This is a genomic window from Pseudomonas viridiflava, from assembly GCF_003702045.1.
Lineage (GTDB): Bacteria > Pseudomonadota > Gammaproteobacteria > Pseudomonadales > Pseudomonadaceae > Aquipseudomonas > Aquipseudomonas viridiflava_C.
The window spans coordinates 515,401-540,074 of record NZ_RBTP01000012.1 but is presented as its reverse complement, the minus strand read 5'-3'; the positions used below and the strand labels follow the sequence as shown (position 1 = coordinate 540,074).

General features: G+C 58.3%; 29 protein-coding genes. 9 read left to right on the top strand and 20 right to left on the bottom strand.

The annotated features are described in order from the left end of the window. Window positions 1-25 precede the first annotated feature (25 nt). Complete coding sequence (gene infC / locus ALP40_RS04515; RefSeq protein ID WP_177429407.1) at window positions 26-577, bottom strand: translation initiation factor IF-3; 552 nt, start codon at window positions 575-577, stop codon at window positions 26-28. Next, complete coding sequence (gene thrS / locus ALP40_RS04510; protein WP_122207077.1) at window positions 577-2,499, bottom strand: threonine--tRNA ligase; 1,923 nt, start codon at window positions 2,497-2,499, stop codon at window positions 577-579. Before thrS ends, infC begins: the two co-directional genes overlap by 1 nt. 347 nt (window positions 2,500-2,846) lie before the next feature. On the opposite strand from thrS, the gene ALP40_RS04505 reads away from it, so the two are divergent. Then, entirely contained in the window at window positions 2,847-3,155 is a 309-nt protein-coding gene (locus tag ALP40_RS04505) for a hypothetical protein (RefSeq protein WP_122207076.1), read from the top strand. Between the two features lie 293 nt (window positions 3,156-3,448). Continuing rightward, entirely contained in the window at window positions 3,449-3,661 is a 213-nt protein-coding gene (locus ALP40_RS04500) for a cold-shock protein (RefSeq protein ID WP_004886948.1), read from the top strand. A gap of 66 nt (window positions 3,662-3,727) precedes the next feature. On the opposite strand, the gene ALP40_RS04495 is transcribed toward ALP40_RS04500, so the two are convergent. Continuing rightward, the gene (locus ALP40_RS04495) at window positions 3,728-4,060 is read right to left on the bottom strand and encodes an I78 family peptidase inhibitor (protein ID WP_122207075.1); all 333 of its coding nucleotides are present in this window, start codon (window positions 4,058-4,060) and stop codon (window positions 3,728-3,730) included. A gap of 311 nt (window positions 4,061-4,371) precedes the next feature. Between ALP40_RS04495 and ALP40_RS04490 the strand changes: the two genes are divergently transcribed. Next, entirely contained in the window at window positions 4,372-4,566 is a 195-nt protein-coding gene (locus tag ALP40_RS04490; RefSeq protein ID WP_122207433.1) for a hypothetical protein, read from the top strand. Between the two features lie 22 nt (window positions 4,567-4,588). Here the strand turns inward: ALP40_RS04490 and ALP40_RS04485 are convergent, their stop codons facing one another. From ALP40_RS04485 to ALP40_RS04450, 8 genes are all read right to left on the bottom strand, one after another. Beyond that, on the bottom strand, window positions 4,589-5,614 hold the full coding sequence (locus ALP40_RS04485) for a nucleoside hydrolase (protein ID WP_122207074.1): 1,026 nt from the start codon (window positions 5,612-5,614) through the stop codon (window positions 4,589-4,591). Window positions 5,615-5,654: 40 nt separating this feature from the next. Further along, window positions 5,655-6,059: a D-ribose pyranase gene (gene rbsD / locus ALP40_RS04480; protein WP_122207073.1), complete on the bottom strand. Its 405-nt coding sequence runs from the start codon at window positions 6,057-6,059 to the stop codon at window positions 5,655-5,657. Continuing rightward, the gene (rbsK, locus tag ALP40_RS04475) at window positions 6,056-6,976 is read right to left on the bottom strand and encodes a ribokinase (RefSeq protein ID WP_122207072.1); all 921 of its coding nucleotides are present in this window, start codon (window positions 6,974-6,976) and stop codon (window positions 6,056-6,058) included. The genes rbsD and rbsK overlap by 4 nt, the downstream gene beginning before the upstream one ends. Before the next feature lie 29 nt (window positions 6,977-7,005). Beyond that, window positions 7,006-8,022, bottom strand: a complete 1,017-nt coding sequence (locus ALP40_RS04470) for a LacI family DNA-binding transcriptional regulator (RefSeq protein WP_122207071.1) — start codon at window positions 8,020-8,022, stop codon at window positions 7,006-7,008. A gap of 1 nt (window position 8,023) precedes the next feature. Continuing rightward, window positions 8,024-9,016, bottom strand: a complete 993-nt coding sequence (locus ALP40_RS04465; RefSeq protein WP_122207070.1) for an ABC transporter permease — start codon at window positions 9,014-9,016, stop codon at window positions 8,024-8,026. Further along, on the bottom strand, window positions 9,013-10,566 hold the full coding sequence (locus tag ALP40_RS04460) for a sugar ABC transporter ATP-binding protein (protein WP_122207069.1): 1,554 nt from the start codon (window positions 10,564-10,566) through the stop codon (window positions 9,013-9,015). Before ALP40_RS04460 ends, ALP40_RS04465 begins: the two co-directional genes overlap by 4 nt. A 54-nt stretch (window positions 10,567-10,620) precedes the next feature. Then, window positions 10,621-11,541 carry a sugar ABC transporter substrate-binding protein gene (locus ALP40_RS04455; protein WP_375139986.1) on the bottom strand — a complete coding sequence of 307 codons (921 nt, stop codon included), beginning with the start codon at window positions 11,539-11,541 and terminating at the stop codon, window positions 10,621-10,623. Window positions 11,542-11,745: 204 nt separating this feature from the next. Then, window positions 11,746-11,970 carry a YgdI/YgdR family lipoprotein gene (locus ALP40_RS04450; protein ID WP_122207067.1) on the bottom strand — a complete coding sequence of 75 codons (225 nt, stop codon included), beginning with the start codon at window positions 11,968-11,970 and terminating at the stop codon, window positions 11,746-11,748. Window positions 11,971-12,163: 193 nt separating this feature from the next. Between ALP40_RS04450 and ALP40_RS04445 the strand changes: the two genes are divergently transcribed. The 3 genes from ALP40_RS04445 to ALP40_RS25705 all read left to right on the top strand — a co-directional run bounded on the left by ALP40_RS04445 (window position 12,164) and on the right by ALP40_RS25705 (window position 13,604). Further along, window positions 12,164-12,364, top strand: a complete 201-nt coding sequence (locus ALP40_RS04445) for a DUF1654 domain-containing protein (protein ID WP_219853657.1) — start codon at window positions 12,164-12,166, stop codon at window positions 12,362-12,364. 4 nt (window positions 12,365-12,368) lie between these two features. Then, window positions 12,369-13,070, top strand: a complete 702-nt coding sequence (locus ALP40_RS04440; RefSeq protein ID WP_122207065.1) for an endonuclease — start codon at window positions 12,369-12,371, stop codon at window positions 13,068-13,070. A 282-nt stretch (window positions 13,071-13,352) separates the two neighbouring features. Then, entirely contained in the window at window positions 13,353-13,604 is a 252-nt protein-coding gene (locus tag ALP40_RS25705) for a DUF6555 family protein (RefSeq protein ID WP_122207064.1), read from the top strand. Between the two features lie 55 nt (window positions 13,605-13,659). Here ALP40_RS25705 and map read toward each other — a convergent pair whose 3' ends face one another. From map to ALP40_RS04410, 5 genes are all read right to left on the bottom strand, one after another. Further along, on the bottom strand, window positions 13,660-14,451 hold the full coding sequence (gene map / locus ALP40_RS04430; RefSeq protein WP_122207063.1) for a type I methionyl aminopeptidase: 792 nt from the start codon (window positions 14,449-14,451) through the stop codon (window positions 13,660-13,662). Further along, entirely contained in the window at window positions 14,448-14,690 is a 243-nt protein-coding gene (locus tag ALP40_RS04425; protein ID WP_122207062.1) for a ParD-like family protein, read from the bottom strand. Before ALP40_RS04425 ends, map begins: the two co-directional genes overlap by 4 nt. A gap of 76 nt (window positions 14,691-14,766) precedes the next feature. Continuing rightward, window positions 14,767-15,093, bottom strand: a complete 327-nt coding sequence (locus ALP40_RS04420; protein WP_122207061.1) for a helix-turn-helix domain-containing protein — start codon at window positions 15,091-15,093, stop codon at window positions 14,767-14,769. A gap of 73 nt (window positions 15,094-15,166) precedes the next feature. Next, window positions 15,167-15,364 (bottom strand): hypothetical protein, encoded by a 198-nt coding sequence (locus tag ALP40_RS04415; RefSeq protein ID WP_122207060.1) that lies wholly within the window; start codon window positions 15,362-15,364, stop codon window positions 15,167-15,169. Between the two features lie 67 nt (window positions 15,365-15,431). After that, complete coding sequence (locus ALP40_RS04410) at window positions 15,432-16,493, bottom strand: Ldh family oxidoreductase (RefSeq protein ID WP_122207059.1); 1,062 nt, start codon at window positions 16,491-16,493, stop codon at window positions 15,432-15,434. A gap of 219 nt (window positions 16,494-16,712) precedes the next feature. On the opposite strand from ALP40_RS04410, the gene ALP40_RS04405 reads away from it, so the two are divergent. Continuing rightward, window positions 16,713-17,744 carry a FecR family protein gene (locus tag ALP40_RS04405; protein WP_122207058.1) on the top strand — a complete coding sequence of 344 codons (1,032 nt, stop codon included), beginning with the start codon at window positions 16,713-16,715 and terminating at the stop codon, window positions 17,742-17,744. A gap of 216 nt (window positions 17,745-17,960) precedes the next feature. Beyond that, window positions 17,961-18,341: a Fe2+/Zn2+ uptake regulation protein gene (locus ALP40_RS04400; protein WP_122207057.1), complete on the top strand. Its 381-nt coding sequence runs from the start codon at window positions 17,961-17,963 to the stop codon at window positions 18,339-18,341. Between the two features lie 17 nt (window positions 18,342-18,358). On the opposite strand, the gene ALP40_RS04395 is transcribed toward ALP40_RS04400, so the two are convergent. Then, complete coding sequence (locus ALP40_RS04395; RefSeq protein WP_122207056.1) at window positions 18,359-18,547, bottom strand: hypothetical protein; 189 nt, start codon at window positions 18,545-18,547, stop codon at window positions 18,359-18,361. Between the two features lie 253 nt (window positions 18,548-18,800). On the opposite strand from ALP40_RS04395, the gene ALP40_RS04390 reads away from it, so the two are divergent. Beyond that, window positions 18,801-20,612, top strand: a complete 1,812-nt coding sequence (locus ALP40_RS04390; RefSeq protein WP_122207055.1) for a monovalent cation:proton antiporter-2 (CPA2) family protein — start codon at window positions 18,801-18,803, stop codon at window positions 20,610-20,612. Window positions 20,613-20,614: 2 nt separating this feature from the next. Here the strand turns inward: ALP40_RS04390 and ALP40_RS04385 are convergent, their stop codons facing one another. Genes ALP40_RS04385 through ALP40_RS04375 form a run of 3 tightly spaced genes read right to left on the bottom strand, consistent with a single transcriptional unit; the run spans window position 20,615 to window position 24,647 of the window. Further along, a complete protein-coding gene (locus ALP40_RS04385) occupies window positions 20,615-22,030 on the bottom strand; it encodes an efflux transporter outer membrane subunit (protein ID WP_122207054.1) in 1,416 nt (471 codons plus the stop codon). Beyond that, window positions 22,027-23,082: an HlyD family secretion protein gene (locus ALP40_RS04380; protein ID WP_122207053.1), complete on the bottom strand. Its 1,056-nt coding sequence runs from the start codon at window positions 23,080-23,082 to the stop codon at window positions 22,027-22,029. Before ALP40_RS04380 ends, ALP40_RS04385 begins: the two co-directional genes overlap by 4 nt. A 20-nt stretch (window positions 23,083-23,102) precedes the next feature. Further along, window positions 23,103-24,647, bottom strand: coding sequence for an MFS transporter (locus ALP40_RS04375; RefSeq protein WP_122207432.1), 1,545 nt, complete (start codon window positions 24,645-24,647; stop codon window positions 23,103-23,105). Window positions 24,648-24,674 lie beyond the last annotated feature (27 nt).

Genomic DNA, 24,674 nt, shown 5'->3' with positions numbered 1-24,674 from the left:
CGCAAGGCCTGCCGTGCCCTGGTGGTTACTTCTTCTTTTTCGGGGCGATGACCATGATCAGCTGGCGTCCTTCCATCTTAGGATGCTGTTCAACGGAACCGTATTCAAGAAGGTCAGCTTCAACCCGCTTCAACAATTCCATACCCAGCTCCTGGTGGGCCATCTCACGGCCACGGAATCTTAACGATACCTTGGCCCTGTCCCCATCACTCAGGAAACGTACCAGGTTGCGCAGTTTTACCTGGTAATCCCCTTCCTCCGTCCCTGGACGAAACTTGATTTCTTTAACCTGGATCTGCTTCTGGTTTTTCTTCGCTGCAGCGACCTGCTTCTTCTTCTCGAAGATCGACTTGCCGTAATCCATCACACGGCAGACAGGAGGTACTGCGTCGGCAGAAATCTCTACCAGATCCAGCTTCGACTCTTCGGCTATACGAAGCGCTTCATCAATCGAGACGATGCCAATCTGCTCGCCGTCAGCGCCAATTAACCGAACCTCGCGGGCCGAGATATTCTCATTGATCGGGGCCTTGGGTGCAGCTCGTTTATCTTGTCTCATTTCACGCTTAATAATAATTACTCCGAATCTTGGCGACCACGCCGGGAAACCGCTTGTGCGAGGAATTCAGCGAATTGCGCGACCGGCATCGAGCCGAGGTCAGCGCCTTCACGTGTCCGCACAGCGACAGTTTGCATTTCAACTTCTCGATCTCCTATCACAAGGAGATAAGGAACCTTGAGCAAAGTATGCTCACGGATTTTAAAGCCGATCTTTTCATTTCTCAAGTCGGACTTGGCACGAAACCCGCTTTGAGCCAAGGTTTTTTCGACTTCAAGGGCAAAATCAGCCTGTTTATCAGTGATATTCATGATCACTGCCTGAGTCGGTGCCAGCCAGGCCGGGAACGCGCCTTCGTAATGCTCGATCAGAATACCGATGAAACGCTCGAAGGAGCCGAGGATTGCACGGTGAAGCATGACCGGGCTCTTACGGCTGTTGTCTTCCGAAACGTACTCGGCGCTCAGGCGAATCGGCAGGTTGAAGTCCAGCTGCAGCGTACCGCACTGCCAGACACGACCCAGGCAATCCTTGAGGGAGAACTCGATCTTCGGACCGTAGAACGCACCTTCGCCCGGCTGAAGATCGTAAGGCAGGCCTGCACTGTCGAGCGCAGCTGCCAGAGCCGATTCTGCACGGTCCCACAACTCATCGGAGCCGACTCGCTTTTCAGGGCGAGTGGACAACTTGAGCTCAATGTCTTTGAAGCCGAAATCGGCGTAGACATCAAGGGTCAGCTTGATGAAGGCTGCGGACTCGGACTGCATCTGCTCTTCGGTACAGAAGATGTGCGCATCGTCCTGAGTAAAGCCGCGTACCCGCATGATGCCATGCAAAGCCCCCGAGGGCTCGTTGCGGTGGCAGGCACCGAACTCGGCCAGACGCATCGGCAGCTCGCGGTAGCTCTTCAAACCCTGATTGAACACCTGCACGTGGCAAGGGCAGTTCATGGGCTTGATGGCGTAGTCGCGACTCTCGGACTCGGTGGTGAACATGTTGTCGGCATAGTTGGCCCAGTGGCCGGACTTTTCCCACAACGAACGATCGACCACCTGCGGCGTCTTGATCTCAAGATAGCCGTTCTCGTGCTGAACCTTACGCATGTACTGTTCGAGCACCTGATACAGAGTCCAGCCCTGAGGGTGCCAGAACACCATGCCTGGCGCTTCTTCCTGAGTATGGAACAGGCCCAGACGCTTGCCGATCTTGCGATGGTCGCGCTTTTCGGCTTCTTCGATACGCTGGATGTAAGCCGCCAATTGCTTCTTGTCTGCCCAGGCAGTGCCGTAGACGCGCTGCAATTGCTCGTTCTTGGCATCGCCGCGCCAGTAGGCGCCGGACAGCTTGGTCAGCTTGAAGGATTTCAGGAAGCGCGTATTGGGCACGTGCGGACCGCGGCACATGTCGACGTATTCTTCGTGATAGTACAGACCCATCGCCTGCTCGTTCGGCATGTCTTCGACGAGACGCAGCTTGTAGTCTTCGTGACGGGCGGTGAACACCTCGATTACTTCGGCACGCGGCGTTACCTTCTTGATGACGTCGTAGTCTTTTTCGATCAACTGCTGCATGCGCTGCTCGATCGCCGCCATATCGTCAGGCGTGAACGGGCGCTCATAAGCGATATCGTAATAGAAGCCGTCATCAATCACCGGGCCGATCACCATTTTCGCAGTGGGGTACAACTGCTTGACGGCATGGCCTACCAGGTGAGCGCAAGAGTGACGGATGATTTCCAGTCCTTCCTGATCTTTCGGGGTAATGATCTGCAGGCTGGCATCGTGTTCGATCAGATCGCAGGCGTCGACAAGCTTGCCATCGACTTTACCGGCTACGGTGGCCTTGGCCAGACCCGCTCCGATTGAAAGCGCGACATCAGCTACGGAAACCGCATGATCGAATGAGCGTTGACTGCCGTCGGGAAGAGTAATAGTTGGCATGGCGCCTCCTCTCCTAGTGGTGACCCCTACCAAAGGTCACGTGGGTTGGGATGAGCCAGTACGTGATCCGGTGGTACGCCTGCCTCACAGTGGCAGGAGCCTTGCGGCCAACCTTGAAACGGACCAGATGACTGGAGTGTACGAAAAAACCTGTCTGCGCCGGGCTGAAAAACACGCCGTTCGCAACGCTTGAAAATAACAGGACGCGCATCCTACCACAGTTGAGCCCTTGGCGTCGCATAGCCGATTGGAAGAACACGAAATTAGACGCCATCTGAACTGGTTCGACTCAGAGCCGTCTGACTAGTCGTCACCTTGTAAGAATTTTTCCAGCAAAGGAGAACACCATGAAGCTTCCACGCCTGTCCGCCGTCCTCGCTTGCGCTGCAATCCTGGCCCCTCTGGGAGCCCAGGCTGCAATGGATGGAGCGACCCGCACCACTTTCACTCAAGAGTGCATCAGTGCCGCCAAGGCGCAGAACCTGGATGAGAAGACCGCCAAGGCTCACTGCGACTGTGGCGCCAAACAGGTGGACAGCCATTTCACGGACAAGGAAATCGCGTCACTGAACAACACAGGCACCGCGCCAAACCCGGAACTGACTGCAAAACTGCAGAAAGTCGTCGCTGAAAACTGCACCAAAGCAAAAAATTAATTTTCAATAGCGCGTGTAAAAACGCCCTCTTCGTTGCCGTTATCGCTTCAGCTAAAACGTGGCCTCAAGCCCCTGTTCACGCGGGCTTGAGGCTCTTCCAACACACCGCCCTCTCAGGTTGGCAAACAGGCCGATTCAGCCATCGGCGAATATGATGACCTGCATACCTACGTCAAGCGCTCAAAGTTCCCACCTAAATAGCTGTCTTTTCGTACATTTCGACTATGATAGGCCGGTGTGCCCAGTTGGCCTGAGCAGCACGCTATTGAAAATTATGTTCTTGGAGATACACCATGTCTAATCGCCAAACCGGCACCGTAAAATGGTTCAACGATGAAAAAGGCTTCGGCTTTATCACTCCACAAGGTGGCGGTGACGACCTGTTCGTACACTTCAAAGCAATTCAAAGCGACGGTTTCAAAAGCCTGAAAGAAGGCCAGACCGTTTCTTTCGTTGCTGCTAAAGGCCAGAAAGGCATGCAGGCAGAAGAAGTCAAAGTGGACTGATCCACTTGATTTGAAAAAACCCCGTCATTGACGGGGTTTTTTTATGCCGGTCTGAAAATGCAGGGTTTACCCGCAGTTGACGCGGACCACCTTGCCGGACGCATCGGTATTGACGTTGACGCGCTCAGAGCGGTATTCAAGCGTGACCATGTCGTTTGGGCCCAGTATGCGTGCATCCATTGAACCGGAACGGCTGCGTACCTGGGTCAGCAATTCGATGGAGGCCTGCTTGCCGATGGCAAATTGCGCAGCCTCTGCGTCACAGCGGCCCGGGATCGAGTTGCCTGCCGGAGCCTCTGTCTTGCTTGCGGACTGAGGCGTCGACTCCGGCGTGCTGCTGCATCCTGCCAGAACCGACGTCACGACCACAAAACCCAATGTTGCGAATTTCCAGGGCATACACCCTCCTTTGCCAATGAACATTTTCCAGACCTTGTGCGACCGCACATCGCCGCTTTGGTTGCACTGCACTCATCACGACCGCCCGGAAACGGAGCGGCTTGTAAGGCGCGCGCAGTCTGACCGGGCATAAGCACCTGCGCGCCAGCAAATCGTCACAACATGTTTTAGGGGCACATCAAGTCGCGCTCATGATGCGTAAGTAGAAGTGTCAAATGCCTCGCACAATGGTTTACTGCCATTGACCATATGGACGACGGGCGATGCACGGCCGCCTGAGCAGTGCGGTGCTTCTTGAAGATGAGACGGACATGACAGTGATTTCAATCGACGCGGACATCAAAGCGAAGTGGCCTCAAGGTCATTGCTCGCACAGCCCGGGCACCCCGGAGGAACTGATGATCATCGCTGTTGACCTGCTGATCAAGGAACTGGGCACCGAAGGTGCCCGAGCCTTTATCACTCAAGTGTGGAGCCGATACGCAGCAACGCAATTGCCTGCCTGACCGGGATCGGCTGCGCAGACGGTCACTTCAACCGGGCCAGACGTTCGGTCAGCAGGTCGAAGAAACCCTGAGCGTCACCGTTCTCGACCCAGAACACGTTCTGCGGTTGCTTGAGGGTGCCATTCCAGTCGGCGACGGTCTGGCCAAAGCCGATCCCTTCGCGAGTGTCGATCGCCACGTTTATCTGCCGGCCAGAGAACAACTCAGGCTTGAGCATCCAGGCGATCACACTGGCGTCATGCACAGGGCCACCGGGCAGACCGTAATGCTCCATGTCCAGCTTGACGTACTCATTCAGAATCCCTTCCACCAGCTTGCCTGCCTGATTATTCAACGCAGCAATCTGCTGGAGGCGTTTTTCGCTGGTGAGAATCTTATGGGTCACGTCCAAGGGCACGTAGGTCAGCTTCACGCCGCTGGCCAGGACGATCTGGGCCGCGTGAGGATCGGCAAAAATATTGAATTCGGCGGACGGGGTGATATTGCCGCCGTTGAAGTGCGCGCCGCCCATGACGATCACTTCCTTGATGCCCTGAGTGATTTCCGGCGCCTGCACCAATGCGAGCGCAAGGTTGGTCTGCGGGCCGAGCATTGCCAGAGTAATGCTGTGAGGCTTGGCCTTGCTCAGCGTCTCGATCAGGTACTGAACCGCGTTGCCATCGGCCAGTCCTTTGGCAGGTTCATGGATCGGTACGCCGGGCAAACCCTCTTTGCCATGCACGTTTTCCGCATAGATGGGCGTGCGCACCAACGGCTTCGGCGCACCGGCATACACCGGCACCTCTTCACGCCCGGCCCATTCGCGCGCCAGCCTGGCATTACGCGAGGTCTTGTCCAGACGCACATTACCGGCAACGGTGGTGATTGCCATCACATTGAGTTCTTCAGGCGATGCCAGCGCCAGCAGGAGCGCAACGACATCGTCTGCGCCCGGATCGGTGTCGATGATCAGGTCACGCTTTTGCCCAGCCTGCACGGCGGTCGCACCCAGAATGGACAAGAGCAGCGCTCCCCGAATGAGTTGTCTGGAAAACTGAATCAACGTCATATGAAACTCCCTGTCATGAATAGTCGTTCAAGCTGGATGCTTAGAACACGACTCCGGAAACCAGCGCCACATTGCTGTAGGGCTGGCACTCACCGGTGCGTACGATGGCTTTGGCCTTGCGGCTCAGAATTTTCAGATCTTCATGGCTGATCCAGCGCTGGTGACCCAACTGATCTTCCAGATTCAGGCTCTCGATGACCTGCAATGCCGGAGGCTTCACCTCGGCCATTTCGCTGGCCAGTACGTGGCTTTCAACCTGCATTTCGCTCAGCACGACATCCAGCACGCTGACGAAATCCGGGACGCCGCGCGTCAACGCCAGGTCGATCAGCTCAACGCCCGAGGGTACGGGCATACCAGCATCGACAATCATCAGCACATCACCATGCCCCAGCGATGCGATCGCGCGGGACAAGGCAATATTGAGTAGCGGTGTTTTTTTCATGTGGGATTGAATCCTTGTACTTCCTCAAACGTCGGAATGGATGGCTGCGCACCTGCGCGGGTAACCGACAGCGCAGCAGCAGCCTGACCAAAGCGGATGGCCTGCGATTCGCTCTGCCCTCTGGCGAGCGCCGCCGCAAAACCACCGACAAAGGTATCACCTGCGGCGGTGGTGTCCACGGCCTGAACGCGCCGCGCAGGAATATGTTCGACGCCAGCAGCACTGGCAAACAGCGTACCCTGCTCCCCGAGCGTGACAATAACGTTGCCGGCGCCCGCCGCCAGCAATGCTGCTGCGGCTTTTTCAGCGGACGCAGGTGAGTTCACGGCGATCCCGGTCAAGGCCTGCGCCTCGCTCTCGTTGGGAATCAGGTAATCGATCAGGCCGTACCAATTCCCCGGCAGCGGCTCGCTGGCAGGCGCCGGGTTCAGAATAACGATCTTGCCCAGCTCACGCGCTCTCGACAGGGTGTGAAAGACTGTCTCGGTCGGTACTTCCAGCTGGCAAATCACAATGTCGGAACCGGCCAGCAACGCGTCGAAACGATCAATCAAGGCGGGCGTCAGCTGACCATTACCGCCGGCCACGATCACAATTGCGTTCTGACTGTTGTCATCGACCACAATCGACGCAATGCCTGTGGGGATGCCTTCGATGACCGTCACAGCCTGGCAGTCGATGCGCTCAGCCAGCAGCGCAGCCCGCAACTGCTCACCGTAGGCATCCGCACCGACACAACCGATCATGGCTACGTCGGCCCCCAGGCGCGCAGCGGCAACCGCCTGATTGGCACCTTTGCCGCCGGGAACAGTATTGAATGTCTCTCCGGTCAATGTTTCACCAGGACGCGGTAGACGCTGAGCGCGAATGACCAGATCCATATTGAGACTGCCCACTATTACTATTTTTGCTTGCATGGCTCATTACTCGTTGCGGTGGGGGCTTGTCATTGCTCAGGAGCAGGGTTGGGTGCAGCCGTGGATTCACGAACCACGACGACAGGCGTCACGAGCCGTTTCTCGACGGGCAAGGCGTCGGGCGATGCAATTCTGCCCAAAAGCATTTCTGCTGCCGTTTCACCCAACTGCATGATCGACTGCCCAACTGTGGTGAGTGCCGGATAGACGTAGCGACTGATTTCGATATCGTCAAAGCCCACAACCGACAGGTCGCGAGGCACACTGATGGCTCGCTCGGCAGCCGCTCGCAACACGCCGATGGCGATGACATCGTTACCGGCAAAAATTGCCGTGGGCCGATGCTCGTCCAGCAGTCGGCCTGCGGCTTCGTAACCGGCAGAACTGGTGAATTCGCTGTGAACGGCGAGGCCTTCGGCAACGTCGACAACCGCCTGCTGCATCGCACGCCGATAACCCGTCAGACGCATTGCGGCGACCAGGCTGTTGTGCGGCCCGCCGATGCATGCGATGCGCCGGTGCCCCAGGTCGAGCAGGTGCCGCGTGGCCAGGTAGGCCCCCTGCTCGTGATCGATACGAACCATGTCGGCTTCAATGCCATCCAGTTCACGGTCAACGATCACCAGCGGTGTGCGAACGTCCGCAAGACCGCCAGCAACGCTGGCGTCCCCTCCCACCGACGAGACGATCAGGCCGTCCACCCGCTTCTCCAGCAAAACGCGCAGGTAGCCGCGCTGCTTCTCGGGATTATCATCCGAGTTGCAGAGAATCACGCAGAAACCGTTGCGCTCGCAGTAGTCCTCGATACCACGGGCCAGCTCGGCGAAGTAAGGGTTCATCCCATTGGGAATCAGCAAGCCGATGGTCGACGTGCTTTTAGCCTTGAGCGAACGAGCCACCGCACTGGGCACATAATCCAGTTGCGCGATGGCGGCCTCAACCTTGAGCCGGACCGGTTCACTGACCGGGCGGGTCTTGTTCAGCACATGGGAAACCGTCGTGTAGGAAATCCCGGCCAGTGCTGCTACGTCCTTGATGGTTGCCATGTCAGCCCTGTCGCCGCGCCCGGTTGCTGCGGTAGGTGTCCAGCACCACGGCTATCACGATGACGGCACCGGTGATGATGCGTTTGGTGGGTTCGGTGGCGCCGATCTGCGCAAGGCCTGCGGCCAGCACCGAGATGATCAGTACGCCGAAGAACGTGCTGATGATCGAACCGCGCCCGCCCATAAGACTGGTACCGCCAATGACCACGGCCGCAATCACTTGCAGTTCAAGTCCGGCACCGGCATTCGGGTCAGCGGCTTCCAGACGCGATATCTGGAACAGCGCCGCGACGCCCGCCAGCAGCCCCATCAGCGAGAACACCAGAATCTTGTAGGGCTTGGGATTGATACCTGCCAGACGCACAGCTTCTTCATTGGTCCCGATACCGATCAGGTAGCGGCCGAAGACGGTTCGTGTCAGCACAGCCTGAGCGATGACGATCACCAGCAGCGCAATGATGAAGGATGGGGAAATACCGAATGCCACGGGATCGGACAGCCAGGCGAACGAATCACCGATGTAGGCCGTGCGCGAGTCGGTCATCTGGTACGCCACGCCGCGGGCCATTTCCAGCACACCCAGCGAGACGATGAATGACGGAATGCGCCACGCAACAGTGATCGAGCCGGTGATGGTGCCCGCCAGCGTTGCGCAGGCGATCCCCAGCAAGGCGGCCGGAAATACACTCCAGCCCCACCCCAGAACAGCCACGCTGACTGCGGCGGCCGCCAATGCCAATACTGAACCTACCGACAGATCGATGCCGCCGATGATCAAAATCAGGGTCATGCCGACAGACAGCACCATCAGGTCCGGAATCTGGTTGGCCAGGGTGCTGAAGGTCTGATACGACAGAAAATGGTCACTAAGCAGCGAGAACAGGACGATCATGGCAAGCAAGGCGCCTGCCAGTCCAAGGTAAGTGCCCAGGCCAAAATAATTGCCGCCGGGACGGGCCGGCAATGTCAGCGTCGGGGATGTGTCGTTTTTCATGGCTCGTTCCTGGGCGCTGCATCATTGAGCAGCGCATCACGTTTCTGATAACCGGCAAAGGCTGCGGCCAGCAATTGGTCCTGAGTCCAGCTGTCGCGCTCGAACGTATCGATCAGGCGACCGGCCGACAGCACACCGATGCGGTCACAGATCAACATCAATTCACGCAGATCACTGGACACCACCACCAGCGCTCTACCCTGACGGGTCAGTTCGCCCAGCAGCGCGTAGATATCGAATTTGGCGCCGACGTCAATGCCTCGCGTTGGCTCGTCGAACAACATGACCGGGCAGTCGCGCTCCAGCCAGCGGCCGATCACCACCTTCTGTTGATTGCCGCCAGACAGTTCCGAGACCAGTTGGGTCGGGCTGGAGCTGCGAATGCGCATGGCATCCACCTGACGTTGGGCGAGCTTGAGTTCGTCAGCGGTATTGACGATGCCAGCGCTGGAGATAGCCTTCATGTTGCCCAGCGCGATGTTGGCGCTGATTGATTGCGACATCAGCAAGCCTTCGCTCTTGCGATCTTCAGTGATCAGGGCGATGCCCTGCTCGACGGCATCGGCAGGCGAACGAATGGTAACGGCCTGCAACGGCTGACCCACTTCAATGGTGCCGCTGTCGGCGATATCAGCGCCATAGATCAGGCGCAGCAGCTCGGTTCGCCCCGCACCGATCAGTCCGGAGATACCAAAGATCTCGCCACGACGAACCTCGAACGAGACATCCTGAACCTTGCCTTTGCGATTGAGCGATTTGACCGCCAGCGCCACTTCACCGATCTGCCGGGCGCCCATGTCCATGTGCTCGCCCAACTCGCGCCCCACCATCAGGGTGACCAGTTGCTCGCTGTTGTAACGTGAAATGGGCTCAACGCAGACCAGCTTGCCGTCACGCAACACGGCGATGCGCTGCGACACCCTGGCCAGTTCTTCAAGGCGGTGGGAAATGTAAATGATCGAGACACCACGAGCCTGCAACCGCGTGATCTGCTCAAACAGCATCTCGACTTCACGCGAGGTCAGCATCGCCGTCGGCTCATCGAGAATAAGCACGTGGCAGTCGCCGGCAAGGTTGCGGGCAATCTCCACCATCTGCTGATGCCCGATGCCCAGATCGCCGACCAGCGTGTCCGGATCGATGGCTTCAAGGCCAACCTGCGCCATTGCCTTGATCGCATTCTCACGCAAGCGTTTGCGGTCGATCCAGCCCGCGCGACGTGGCAGGTCATCCAGAAACAGGTTTTCAGCAACGGTCAGGGTTGGCAGCAGGTTCAGCTCCTGCATAACCATGCGCACCCCGAGCTTTTCGGCTTGAGTACGATTGGCAGGCTGGTAGGGCTGACCCTGAAATTGCATGCTGCCGGTGGTGGGCGTGACCAGCCCGCCAATGATCTTTGACAAGGTGCTTTTACCAGCACCGTTTTCCCCGGTCAGGGCCAGCACTTCACCGCGCATCAACGTCAGGTCGACATCGCCAAGCACGGGTTGAGCGTAGGTTTTACCAATGCCACTGACCGAAAGAACAGCCGTCTGAGCAGACGCTGACATACGTTTCTCCCAGCGCCTGCCCTGTTCGGGCAGACGCCTTTCACTCGGTGTGGATCAAGGTTGGGTGACGAGCTCGACCGGCGTTTCGATAACGCCCTTCTCGTTGGTGTCGACTTTCTCGCCCTTGACGGCCTTAAGCGCCGCTTCGATCCCGAACACCGCCTGCTTGGCAGCGTACTGGTCGGCGGTGGCGAGGACGCGACCGTCCTTGAGCATCGGCTTGATGGCGTTGATGTTGTCGTAACCGACAACCATCACTTTGCCGGCCTTGCCTGCGGCACGCACGGCAGACACGGCGCCCAGCGCCATGCTGTCGTTGCCGGCCAACAATGCTTTGAGGTTCGGGTATTCATTGAGCATGGCAGACGCTACGGCGTTGCCCTTGTCGATTTCCCAGTTACCGGACTGTACCGACACGACCTTCATCTGAGCCTTGTCCATCGCGTCCTTGAAGCCTGCGGTACGCTGCTGGGCGTTGGTGGTGGTCGGCACGCCTTCGATGATGCCGACTTCATCGCCTGCCTTCAGCTTGGTCGCCAGGTAATCCCCCACTTGCGCAGCACCCTTGCGGTTATCCGGGCCTACGAACGGAATCTGCAGGTTCTTGCTTTTGAGTACGTCGGCATCGAGCTGGTTATCGATGTTGACGACCTTGATTCCGGCATCGGTGGCCTTCTTCAGAACCGACACCAGCGCTTTCGAATCGGCAGGTGCAATGACCAGCGCGTCGACTTTGGAAACGATCATCTGCTCGACGATACGAATCTGGCTGGCGGTATCGGATTCGTCCTTGATGCCGTTGGAGACAAGGTCAAACTCGCTGGCGTGTTCTTTCTGGTAAGCCTTGGCACCGTCTTCCATCGTCCGGAAGAACTCGTTGGCCAGGGATTTCATGACCAGCGCGACTTTGGGCTTTTCAGGTGATTGGGCGTGTACGGCAGAGAGGGGCACGACTGCCGCGAGGGCAGAAAACATGGCGACAGCGAGAAGGCGTCCAGCGAATGGCAGCTTCATGGGTTCATCTCCGATCTTGTGATTATTGTTCGGGCGAACGGTGCAGAATCCATCCGTGGGATAGATGCGCAAACGTTTGCGAGAGGCGAACTATGAAAAATGTCAGGCGCTTTGTCAATCGCCCAAATGAAGTCTGCCCCAAGGCTTGCATGGGGCAGCGCTGTCTCAGTCCTGCGGTTTGACCGTGGCCACTTCACCGGCCTTGATTCTGATGGTCTTGCCCGAAATATCTTCGAACTCATAGAAGCCGTCACGGCTCTTGGTCTTCGGCGCATCCTTGGTGATGTATTGCGTTCCATCCTGAAGCGTGACGACCGAGGGCGTGGAGCATCCTGTCAGCATGAGAGAAACGACGACAACGGCAGGCAACACACCTGATTTGATATTCATGTTTACTCCTGAGGGCCATGACGAAAGCGTCGGCAAAACGATACAGGCATCTGCAAGCACCGGAAACATTATCCTACACGGGTGTTGCGAAAGATCATGCACTGAAATACTGTACGCACGTACAGCCTATTCAGGGACCTTTTACGTGGCAAATTCCTCCTCAGCGACCTCCACGCCCGATTCCTATCAACGCATGGGCATTCGGATACAGAAGATCATCAACTCGCAAACCGCGCAGAAAGCCAGGGCTGCTCTGCTCTTTCGTCTGCAAGACGAGTCGGAAGACGATTGGGCGCAGCTTCTTGAAGAGATCGCAGAGAACGATAACGTCACCCTCGCCTGGCGCGATGACGGTGGTGTGCAGTTGTTCTGGACCGTGCCCAAGGAAGACTGACGGCATGATGTTCAGATTCTCAGCAGTGCCTTGCCTGACCCTTCTCGCCTGTTTCTCGTTGACGGCCCTCGCAGAAGCTCCACGCACTTTCAGCGAAGCAAAGAAGGTTGCGTGGGGTTTATATGCGCCACAATCGACCGAGTTCTACTGTGGGTGCAAATACACCGGCAACAAGGTTGATCTGGCAGGTTGCGGCTACGTGCCACGCAAGAACGCAGCACGTGCGAAACGTATCGAGTGGGAACACATCGTACCGGCTTGGCAAATCGGCCATCTGCGCCAATGCTGGCAGAACGGCGGACGCAAAAACTGCACGAAAAACGATGCGGTCTACAAACGTGCGGAGGCGGATCTGCACAATCTTGTGCCCAGCATCGGCGAGGTCAACGGCGATCGCAACAACTTCAGTTTTGGCTGGATCCCCGAGCAGAAACGCCAATACGGCTCGTGCCTGACGCAGGTGGATTTCAAAGCCAGGAAGGTCATGCCACGCCCGTCGATACGCGGGATGATCGCACGCACTTATTTCTACATGAGCAAGCGCTACAACCTCAGGCTGTCCCGCCAAGATCAACAGCTCTATCAAGCCTGGAACAAGACCTATCCGCCCCAACCCTGGGAGCGGCAGCGCAATCAGCGAGTCGCCTGCGTCATGGGACACGGTAACGAGTTCGTAGGACCTGTGAATATGAAGTCCTGCACCTGAGTACGGCCTATCCATTTGAGTGGAAATACAAGCTTTTCTCATCCAAATAAATGTGGCCTAATGCCTGTTGTCGGATGACTGTTCATCTTCGCTCGAAACAGTGCAATGCTCATTTGGCCCCTCTCAGAGACAGCAGTTCGATCAAGGCCATTCCCGCAGTAGAAGCCAGTATCGATCTCGAAATGAAGTAGCGGTCTTGAGTCTCCAAAGCCTCATGCTGCAAGTACCCCACCGTACTCATTTTAAGATGGCGTCATTGATACGCCTTGCAGGCAGGTAACGATGAATCAAACGGAATTTGAAATTCACTATCGATTCAAGGGCGAAACGCGCTGCTTTGTTCATCAGGCCCATCAGCTTTGCCAGAGCGACGCGCTGCATTGCGCCACGTTGCACGCGGGGGTCGGCACGGTCAGCGATCACGTTGTAGCCGGACCGGTTCGACTGGCAACCCTTCAAGCACAAGGGTTTGGCGTAACTGAAGTGCATTGGAAACGGCGCCGTGCGGCAGGACAGGACATGACACGGCCCTGATCAAAAAAAACGACCTCTCAGGAGGTCGTTTTTTTGAGTGGCACAGACTCAAGCCTCAGATCGCAGGGTAAGCCCCTGTACCTTCAGGCCAAGGCGTCAGCAGCTCAAAGCCGTTCGCGGTGACCGCAACCATGTGCTCCCATTGTGCAGACAACGAAAGGTCGCTGGTCAACACTGTCCAGCCATCCGGCAATGTTTTCGTCCCCGCCTTTCCGGCGTTGATCATCGGCTCGATGGTAAAGACCATGCCTTCCTTGAGTTTCAGGCCTTTGCCCTGCGTGCCATAGTGCAGCACCTGAGGTTCTTCATGATATTTACGTCCAATGCCATGCCCGCAGTATTCGCGCACCACACTGAAACCCTCACGGTGTGCAACGCTCTGGATCGCGTAGCCGATGTCACCCAACGTTGCACCGGGCTTCACGGCGTGTATGCCCGCGCGGGTCGCCTCGTAAGTGGTTTCAACCAGACGCCGTGCCAGCGGACTGACTTCGCCTACCAGGTACATGCGGCTGGTATCCCCATACCAGCCATCCTTGATCACTGCCACGTCGATATTCACGATGTCGCCGTCTTTAAGGATGTCCTTGGCCGAAGGTATGCCATGACACACCACGGCATTTGGAGAAATGCAGGTGGTCTTGGTAAAGCCGTGATACCCGACGTTGGCGGGAATCACCTTGAGTTCCTTGACGATGTACTCGTTGCAGATGTCGTCCAGCGCTTCAGTGCTCACGCCTGCCTTGACGTAAGGCGTGATCATCGCAAGCACATCGGCTGCAAGCCTGCCGGCTATACGCAAATGAACAAGGTCCTGCTCGGTCTTGATACTGATCCCGCCGCTCATGAGGCCGCCTTCGACAGTTCGGTCACTTTGAACGATTGAGTAGCCAGAACCGTGCTGTCTACGTCTTTGAGACGAATCAGCATCTGGCAGATCTCGCTGTAGTCCAGCGTTGGGTGCAACTCTGACAGCATGCCAATGCGCATCCAGTGCTCTGCCTGAGCATTGATGGAGCGACTCAATGCAACGCTGGCAGAACGCAGATTGGCGTGCATATGTTCGGAAATTTTTACCAGGCCCATGATTTACCTCACCGTTAATATACGAAGCATATACGCTTCATATATTCACAAGCAACAGGCCCAGTGGCGATGACGATCAGTCGAGACGTTTGCACAACGACAACGCCAATTGGCTGATCGCACTCTGGTCAACATTACTAAGGGATCGGAAGCGCAGAATGATGTCCTTCTCGGCAGCCGAAAGTGATTCGATGCACACCGGCAGTCGTTTCCCGGATAGCACGTAAAGCACATCGACGCCCATCTCACCGAGCGCCACCAGATAGGTGGAACGCGGCACCCGCTTACCATTTTCATACTTGCCTTGCGCATTGGCCTCAACACCACCAATGGCAGCAAACCTGTGTTGCGAAAGCCCCAATGCCTGGCGCTCCTCTTTCAATCGCGCGCCGAAATCGTTCATTTGGATGCACCTGAGGCGAAATTACCTCCATCACGATACGCTGCATCCACAGTACATGTTGAGATATCGGGTTTTAGTCGCCGGTACGTATTTCACGGCACTCGGCGCCCGCTTGCGCAGCGGCGACAATCATGGAAACCGGGGCTTCATACGCATTGAATTGGCGCAGTGCAGCGGCCAGGGCTAGAAAATCTTCACGTTGCATCTCGTTAACCGATGCATGGGGGCGCATCTGATGAACCACAGGGCTATGCGCTGACTTCAGGGACATGAAACACCTCTTTCTCTTTACTGGTTATGCATACAGTATTTAGATCGAGAGCCTAATACAAGCCCGCTTACGACGAATGGTCATGAGCGTCTTCAGTGCAATCTCCGGCCAAGGCCTGCAAACGAGCCAAGTCGTTTTGGCTGATCTCGATACCCCAGGACATCGATTTGGCTCGCTCACCGTAGCGGCGATCACCCGGCATGCGCTGCTGGCCCACGCCGTGAAGCTGTCGAACCAGTTCTTCGCTGCGTTGAGCAAATGGCTGGCCACCTCCTTTGTCGGGATCAATGACGATCAACAGTTGGCCAGTCCAGGGCGTCTGGGCGCCAGGGTGCCTGGACCAGTCGAACTCGAACGAAAAATTCCCACCGGTCAGGCCCGCCGCCAACAGTTCGACCATCATCGACAGCGCCGATCCCTTGTGGCCTCCGAACGGCAGCAACGCCCCTCCGGCAAGAATGGCGTTGGGATCACAGGTTGCTTGTCCGTTACAGTCAACGCCCATCCCCTCCGGCAGCATGCGTCCCTCGCGAGCTGCGATCTGCACGTCGCCATGCGCGATTGCGCTGGTTGCAAGGTCCAGGACTAACGGTGAAGAGCCTGCACGGGGCGCTGCGAAGGCAATCGGGTTGGTGCCAAATAAGGGTTTTTGCGCACCGTGCGGTACGACACACGTCATGCTGTTGACCATGCTCAGCGCAACCAGCCCCTGCTCGGCGAATGGCTCGACATCCGGCCACAGGGCCGCAAAGTGGTGGGAGTTACGGATGGCTAAAACGGCAATGCCTGCACTGCGTGCCTTTTCGACCAACAATGACTGTGCGGCGGCAAGCGCGGGCTGGGCGAAACCGTTGACCGCATCGACCCTCACGAAAGCGGCTGCGACATCTTCGACCACCGGCACCGCCTTGCCATCGACCCACCCACTGGCCAGCGAAGACAGATAGCCCGGTATCCGAAAGATGCCGTGGCTGTGGGAGCCGTCGCGTTGAGCGCTGGCGCAGTTTTTGGCAAGAACAGTGGCCACGTCCAGTGAGGTGCCGTGAGCCAGAAACACGCGCTGCAACAGGCCAGTCAAGTGCTGGAAGGACAGGGTCCGGTTCGAGTCGTCAGGGTGAGAAGTGGGCATCTGAACTCCGGAGTCATAACGGTCGGAAAATGCATTGATCGCGGCCACACAGCGTAGCGCTCAGCGGGAGAACGAGCCACTTGCCTATACCGATGCATCAATGAGAGCTGATTACATTCACGAAAAATTAAGTTTTGGTTGATACATAGTAACCATCCCATGTTCTTTCTTGGCGTCATCCAAGGGTAGAATGCGCCAACGGTCAGCACCGGAGACCCCATGAACGAGCCCAGCCTCAGCGAAGCGCAATACGACCAGATCACCGATGCCGCCGCGCACTGGTGCATGCGTCTGCACGCTGACGACTGCTCGCCTGCCGAGAAAAAACAATTCGATCATTGGCTCAAGGCGCATCCGTTGCATGCTGTGGAATTCCAGGCCATGCAGGAAGTCTGGGACATTTCCGGACAGGTGCAGCCGGTCAATCCATCGCCCGTAATCATCCCCACACTGTCGCACACCCAGCCGCCCCCTGGCAGGCAACGAGGCGTTCACTGGCGTCCTCTCGCAGTGGCTGCTGCGGTTGCGACACTGGCCATCCCGATTGCCGGGTACATGGGCTGGAATCAGGGCCTGATCCCCACGGCCTACCAGACTTACACCACCACGGATGCCACTCGGCTGGTGACGATGGACGACGGCAGTCGCGTGGAAATGGACCTGAGCACCGAGCTGGTCTACGCCGATTACAAGGATCGTCGCAGCGTCACCTTGAAAAAGGGTGAAGCCTTTTTCGAGGTTAGCCACGACGTCAATCATCCGTTCGTGGTGGATGCAGGCCAAGGGAGCATCAAGGTGACCGGCACTCGCTTCAACGTGTGGACGTATCAGGACCAGGTTCGGGTCATGCTCGTAGAAGGATCGGTGCAGGTCAGCAGTGATCGTTCACAGCCAGGTCACAGCGCCGCACTCGCCCCGGGTATGCAAGCCCGTTACAAGGCAGGCGACAACCACCCTGGCGTCAGCCCTATCGACCCCAATGACACCGCGCTGGCATGGCGTAACGGCAAGCTGATCTTCAACGACTTGCCCCTGAGTCAGGCGCTGCCGATGATCAACCGTTACCTTCAGACCCCCATCCTGCTGGCCGACAGTGCGACGGGAAAGATCCGTCTTGGCGGGACCTACAACACCCGCGACATTCCAAATCTGCTCGCTTCACTGCCCAAAGTATTGCCGGTCAAGGTTACGCAGAACCAGAACGGCAATCCGGTGCTTAACAGGCGTCTGCCTGACTCACCCAAAGGCTGACGGCCCAGCCAAACAAGCCTGACCCCCACATCCTGAAACACATCGCATGCCTTGTTTTGCTCGCCCCAGGTCCCTCTGTGCAAGGGTAAACGCTGATTGCGCAAACCCAACGCGCAACGCTCTGCTACTTTTTTTTCATTCATAACTGAGGTTTTGGTCTGCTCGTTCGTCTTAGTAGATGAGATTTGTTTAAAAAGCCTGAAAAGGAGTTTGCGCATGTTCAATCGTCAAGGAACAACGACCCGTACGATGCTCCGGCAGACGGCCATTTCTGCGCAGGCGCAATCGCCCGCCGCAGAGGTGGAACGGCCAGGCAATGACCACATCCGACTGCTGCTTAAGAGTTTTGGCTTGCGCACCAGCCTGGTCAGGCTCAAGGTGCTGGACGCACTGCTGGTGTCGAACGAAAACGGCCAGTCGCTAGGTGTGCGAGGCGTCCACAGTCAATTGCTCAGGCTGGACGTGCCGCTGTCTTTCCTCAGCGTACGCGAGGTGCTAAAGCGCTTGTGCGACGAGGGTGTCATCCACCTCAACGAGGACAAGACGTATAGCCTGCATCCCCGCGCGATGGAGTGGCTGGGTGAATCGGGCGGATGAACTGACAGTTCGTCAACTCAACGCCTGACCTTACGGCGCATGATCCCGTTGAGGATCACGACCAGCACCGCAACGCCGATGGCGATGTACTGGAAGGTCTTCTCGGTGATCACACCACTGTTCTGCAAATGCGACAGGCCCAGCATGATTGCCAGAACACCCAAGGCGATCAGAATCGAGTAAATCAAACGCTGCTTGTTGGTCATTTCGGGTTTCCTGAGTACGTCACGAACGGCATTGGCGCTGCGCAAATGCGCCGACATCTTACGCCGATGCTCGCCAGATGGCATGGCGAGATACTTTACACCCACTTTCCCTCTCCCCTCGCCTGCCGTCCTGGCTGCAATCATCAATGCGGTTGATGATGGACATGCCGGATTCAACGTTGCCGTGTAAAACTCACGTGGTTTAATGCCGACCTGTTTCAAATCGTTTCCCGTCATTGCCAAGGAGTTTCACATGCCCCATGAAGGCAGCCTGCTGCAGGCCGCAGTGGTGTTTCTATTTGCCGCCGTCATTGCCGTACCGTTAGCCAAACGCCTGAAACTGGGCGCCGTGATCGGTTACCTGGTCGCAGGTGTCGTGATCGGCCCCTCGGTGCTGGGGTTGATAGGCGATACGGAGAGTGTCAGCCACATCTCCGAACTTGGGGTGGTATTACTGCTGTTCATTATCGGCCTCGAGCTGTCGCCAAAACGTTTATGGGTGATGCGCAAGGCGGTGTTTGGCGTCGGCATGGCACAGGTGCTGCTGACCGGCCTGGTCATTGGCGCCGTCGCCCTGTTCGCGTTCGGCCAGTCCATGAACACGGCGATCGTGCTGGGGCTTGGCCTGGCCCTGTCGTCGACCGCGTTCGGCCTGCAGAGCCTGGCAGAGCGCAAGGAACTGAACAGCCCTCACGGGCGCATGGCTTTCGCCATTCTGCTGTTCCAGGATATCGCGGCCATTCCGCTGATCGCGCTGGTGCCCTTTCTGGCTGGCGCGGACCATGCGACCAGCACCCAGGAAAGCATCAATCACGGCCTGCAGGTTCTGGGCAGCATCGCCATCGTTGTGGTGGGCGGACGCTACCTGTTGCGCCCGGTGTTTCGCATCGTCGCCAAGACCAAAATTCAGGAAGTCTCGACTGCCACTGCCTTGCTGGTCGTCATCGGTACTGCGTGGCTGATGGAACTGGTTGGCGTCTCAATGGCGCTGGGAGCCTTTCTGGCCGGTCTGTTGCTGGCGGACTCCGAGTACCGGCATGAACTCGAAGCCCAGATCGAGCCGTTCAAGGGTCTGCTGCTGGGGCTGTTTTTCATCAGCGTCGGCATGGGTGCCAATGTCGGCCTGCTGTTCAGCGCACCGTTGGTGGTACTCGGCCTCACGGTCTTGCTGGTGGGGATCAAGCTGCCCCTGCTGTTCATCATTGGCCGCTCAGCGGGAGGCCTGAGCAAGCGCAGCGCACTGCGTCTGGGTTTGGTGCTGGCAGCAGGTGGCGAGTTCGCGTTCGTGGTGTTCAAGATCGGTAGCGCTCAGGGGCTGTTCGAAGCAGGCCTCTACGACATGCTGGTGCTGACCATCACCCTGTCGATGGCCATTACGCCTTTGTTGTTCATTGCCTTGGCACGCTGGATCAAACCCAAGGCCAAAGTGGTGGAAGTCCCGGAAGAATACCGCGACATCCAGACCGACAAACCCCGGGTAGTGATTGCGGGCATGGGCCGGATGGGCCAGATCGTGGCGCGGATTCTGCGCGCTCAGAAGATCCCGTTCGTGGCACTGGACACCGCCGTGGAGTCCATCGAGTTCTCACGCAGTTTCGGCAACGTGCCGGTGTTCTACGGCGACCCCTTGCGCCCTGAAATCCTCAGGGCGGCCAAGGTCCAGGACGCCGAATTTTTCATCATTGCCACCGATGATCCGGACATCAACATCAAGACCGCCGAGTTGATCAGCAAGCTCTACCCGCACATGAAAATCATCGCGCGCGCTCGTAACCGTCAGCACGTGCACAAGCTGATGGATGCCGGGGCACAGGCTGTGCGCGAGACGTTTTATTCAAGCCTTGAGATGTCCCGTCAGACCTTGCTGGGGCTAGGCCTGAGCGAGGCCCAGGCCGATGCGCGGATCAGCCGGTTCAAGCGCCATGACGAACAGGTACTCGCCGCGCAGCACGAGATCTACGACGACGAAGCGAAGGTTCTGCAAACGGCTCGCGAGGCCCGGGCCGAACTCGCTCAACTGTTCGAAGCGGATCGCCTGGAGGAAGAAGAAGCCGCCAGGAGCTGACATTACCAACCACCGCCCAGCGCGCTGTACAACCCCACCAGCGCCTGGGCCTGAGTGGTCGAGCTCTGGACCCATTGCTGCTCGATGTCCAGCAGGGTGCGCTGCACCGTCAGGACGTTGAGAAAATCCACCACGCCTTCTGCGTATTGCTGCCTGGCGGTGTCGAGCGCGATACGATTCTGGCGCACCGCGTCATCCAGCTTGCGTTGCTGCAACTGACTGGCGTTGTAGAGGCTCATGCTGTCGTCGATTTCCTGCCAGGCCCTCAACACGGTCTGTTGATAGGCCAAGGCTGTTTCCTGCTCCTGGGCTTCGCGCAAACGCAGCATGCCGCGCAAGCGACCGCCTTCGAAGATCGGCAGGCTCAGTTGCGGGCCGATACCGAATTGGCGCGACCCCCAACTGCCGAGATCGGACAACTGCAAGGCTTGAAAACCCACGTTACCCGACAGCACGATACGCGGATAGAAATCGCCCTGCGCCACGCCAATGCTCGCGGTGGCCGCATGCAGGCGCGCTTCGGCGCGGCGAATGTCCGGGCGGCGTTGCGCCAGCTCCGAAGGCAGGCCCACTGGCACTGTGGCGGGAACGGCGATCATCTCCATCGGTTTTTCCAGCTCACCTTGCAGCGCTCTCGGCGACTGCGCCAGCAACAGGCCCAGTGCGTTAATCAACTGCGTCTGCCGCTGCTCAAGCACCGGCAGGCGGGACTCGACCGCCGACACCTGCGCTGCAGCCTCGGCCACGTCCAGGTTGGTGGCAACCCCGCTGCCCTGCCTGATCTGTGACAACTCAAGGCTGTTGCGTGACAACTGCAGATTCTGTCGCGTCACGGCGAGCACGGCCTGGGTCCCACGCAGTTGCAGATAGTCTCTGGCGACTTCGGCCTGAAGCGACAGCAGGGCTGCGCGTCGGTCGTTTTCCGCGACATCCACGTTGGCGTCGGCGGCCTCGACTTCGCGCTTGACCCGTCCCCACAAATCGACTTCCCAACTGGCATTGATGCCGCCATCCCACTGATTGAAAGCCGCCCTGCCCTCGTTGCCAGACGGATCATTCAGCCCTTCGGCGCTGTTGCGCTTGCGCTGGTAACCCAGCTTGCCATCCACACCGGGCGTCTGCTCACCGGCCACGACCTGACGCGCTGCACGGCTCTGCGCCAACCGCGCCTCCGCCATTTTCAGATCGAGGTTGGAGGTCGCAGCCCGGTCAATCAATGATGACAATTGGGCGTCACGGAAGATCTCCCACCATCGCGCACCATAAGGGGTGGTATTAATTCGGCTCGCGGCTTGCTCTCCCTGAACTGGTAGCCATTGCACCTCGCTGGCTGGCGGCCGCTGAAAATCGTGTCCGACCTGGCAACCCGACAAGCTTGCCAACACTGCCAGACTGCTGGCCGCAAGAACGCGGTTCACAAGGCACCTGCCAGCGGGTCAGCAGACGAAGATTGCGTGTCGATACGGGCGTCCACCGACATGCCCACCCGCAACCGAGCGGTCAGTGGTTGTCCGGGATCGAGGACGATTTTCACGGGAATGCGCTGCACGACCTTGGTGAAATTGCCCGTAGCATTATCGGGCCGCACTGCGGCGAAGGTCACCCCGGTAGCCGGGGCGATGCTATGCACGTGGGCCTTGAGCACTTCATCCGGATAGGTGTCGACTCGCACCTCGACCGCCTGCCCCACGCTCACATGGGTCAACTGGGTTTCCTGGAAATTGCCCACTACGTAGGCGTCGGCGAGTGGCACCACCGACAACAGCTTGCTGCCCGGGTTGACGTAGTTACCGACGCGCACTGCCCGCTCGCCAACCATGCCGTCGATGGGCGCAACGATGCGCGTGTACGACAACTGCAACTGCGCTTGATCGCGAGCAGCCTGTGCGTGTTTGAGGCCGGCTTTGGCGCTGTGCTGGCGAGCGGTCAGGATGTCGACCTGCTTACGCTCGGCCACCAGCGAAGCACTGGCGCTGGCGTGATGGGCATTGGCGGTGTCGATCCGGTTGCGTGCCTGTTGCGCGTTCTGCACGGTGCCTGCACCCGCACCTGCCAGGTGCTCGTAACGGGCGCGTTCCTGCTCGGCAAACCGCACTGCGGCGCCGCTGGCCGTCAACGCAGCCCTGGCCTGATCGATCACTGCTGTCTGGCGCTCCAACAGTGCGGTGACCTGCTCAAGTTCTGCAGCAGCGCTCAGCACACCCGCTTCGGCCGACGCCAACTCCGTCTGCGCGTCGCGATCGTCAATCACAGCCAGTAACTGGCCTGCCTTGACCGGCTGGTTGTCTTCCACCAGCACTTGACTGATGAAACCGGACACTTTGGGCGCCACCACCGAATAGTCCGCAATAATGAACGCATCGTTAGTGGCCTGATAGGTGCTTTCACCGGTCAATGTGTAGAGGCTCAGGCCGGCGACCACGATGGCCGCGCCGCACAAAGCCAGGGTCTGTTTTGAAGTCATGCTCATGAAAAGGGTCTCGACAGAAATCAGTTCGGCGCACGAGGCGGATAGACCCGCGTCGGCATCAGGGGAATCAGGAGGATCAATCCGGCGGCCAGCCAGCCCATGCAGACATACAAATCGGCACTGGTCAGGACCACCGCCTGTTCGTGCAACCGATGCGTCAGGGAAGCGACCGAGTCGTCGGCGGCCAGCCAGGGCGAGTTGCCCAGACGATCGACCAGCACGTTGGAATGAAAATGCTGACGCGAGGTTGTCAGGGCTTCCAGCACGCCGGTGGCGATGACCGCCGACAGCCCACGTACGGTGTTAAACCAGGAAGACGCGAACGGCCCATCAGGCGGCGCGATCCCGCCAGTCGCCTGCATCAGTAACGGCAACACCGCCATCGGCTGGGCGATGATTTGCAGCAGCTGCAGGCTGTAAAAGTTGTCGCGAATCCACTCAGACGTCATCTGCGTCGCCAGCGCGCAATACAGCGCCAATAAACCAAGCCCGATCGCCAGCACCCAGCGACAATCGATCCAGCGCACGTTGCACAGCGCCGCGACCAGAGGCAGCGCAAACAGCTGGGGCAAGGCAACGATCAGCATCAGCGGCGCTGTCTGTAACGGCCGATAACCCTGAACCTGGGCCAGATAGGAGGATGGAATCGAAGCCACCGCCGTCAGCACGATCAAGACGCCGCCCAGCGTGAGCAGCGCGTGAGAGAGGTTTCGGCTCGCCAGCAACTGCAACTTGAAAAACGGTACTGGGTTCAGCCATTCATTGACCATGAACGCCACCAGCAGCACCAGCCCGCCCCCCAGCAGCCAGCAGATCAGGGTGGACTCGAACCAGTCCAGCCGATTGCCTTGCAGGATGCCGATCACCAACGCTGCAATGGCGGGCAGCCCCAACGCCACGCCACGCCAGTTGAATGTCTTGAAGCGTTCCAGCCGCAACGGATCCTGAGGAATACCGTGGCCGATGGCGACCATCGCCAACAGACACGCAGGAATGACCTGCCAGAACGTCCACTGCCAATTGAAATACTCGGTCCACAAGGCCGCCAGTGGCATTCCCAGGCTCGGGCCGAACGTTGCGGTCAGCGCGTAACCGGCCAGACCGTAGAGCTTTATGTGAGGCGGCAGAAAACGCAATGCAACGGTCATCAACATGGGCGGCAGGCAGCCTGCGGCGAGACCTTGTAGGGTGCGCAACGCCAATAGGCTGGGGTAATTCGGCGCGAACGGGCATAACAGGCCCAGTACGATGAAGGCCGTAATAGCGCCCAAGGTGAAACGCCGTAGCGACAGGCTGACCGCGAACCAGGGCGCGAACGCCATTGCTGCTACCGAGGTCGCCGAATAGGCGGCCACCAACCAGGTGGCTTCGTCAGCTCCGATGAACATCGCCCCTCGGATGTCGGCCATCGCGGTGCGCGTGACGCCTTCGTTGATGCCGGCGACTAGCACGGCCAACAGCACCCCCAAAAGGCCAATGATGATGCGCAGGTCGAACACTGCCGGGGCAGGTCTGACAGGCTGGGCAGCCGGGACGGCAGAGTCGATGGCGACGAAGGAAGACATGAGCAGCGAGATCCGAAAGAAAGGAAG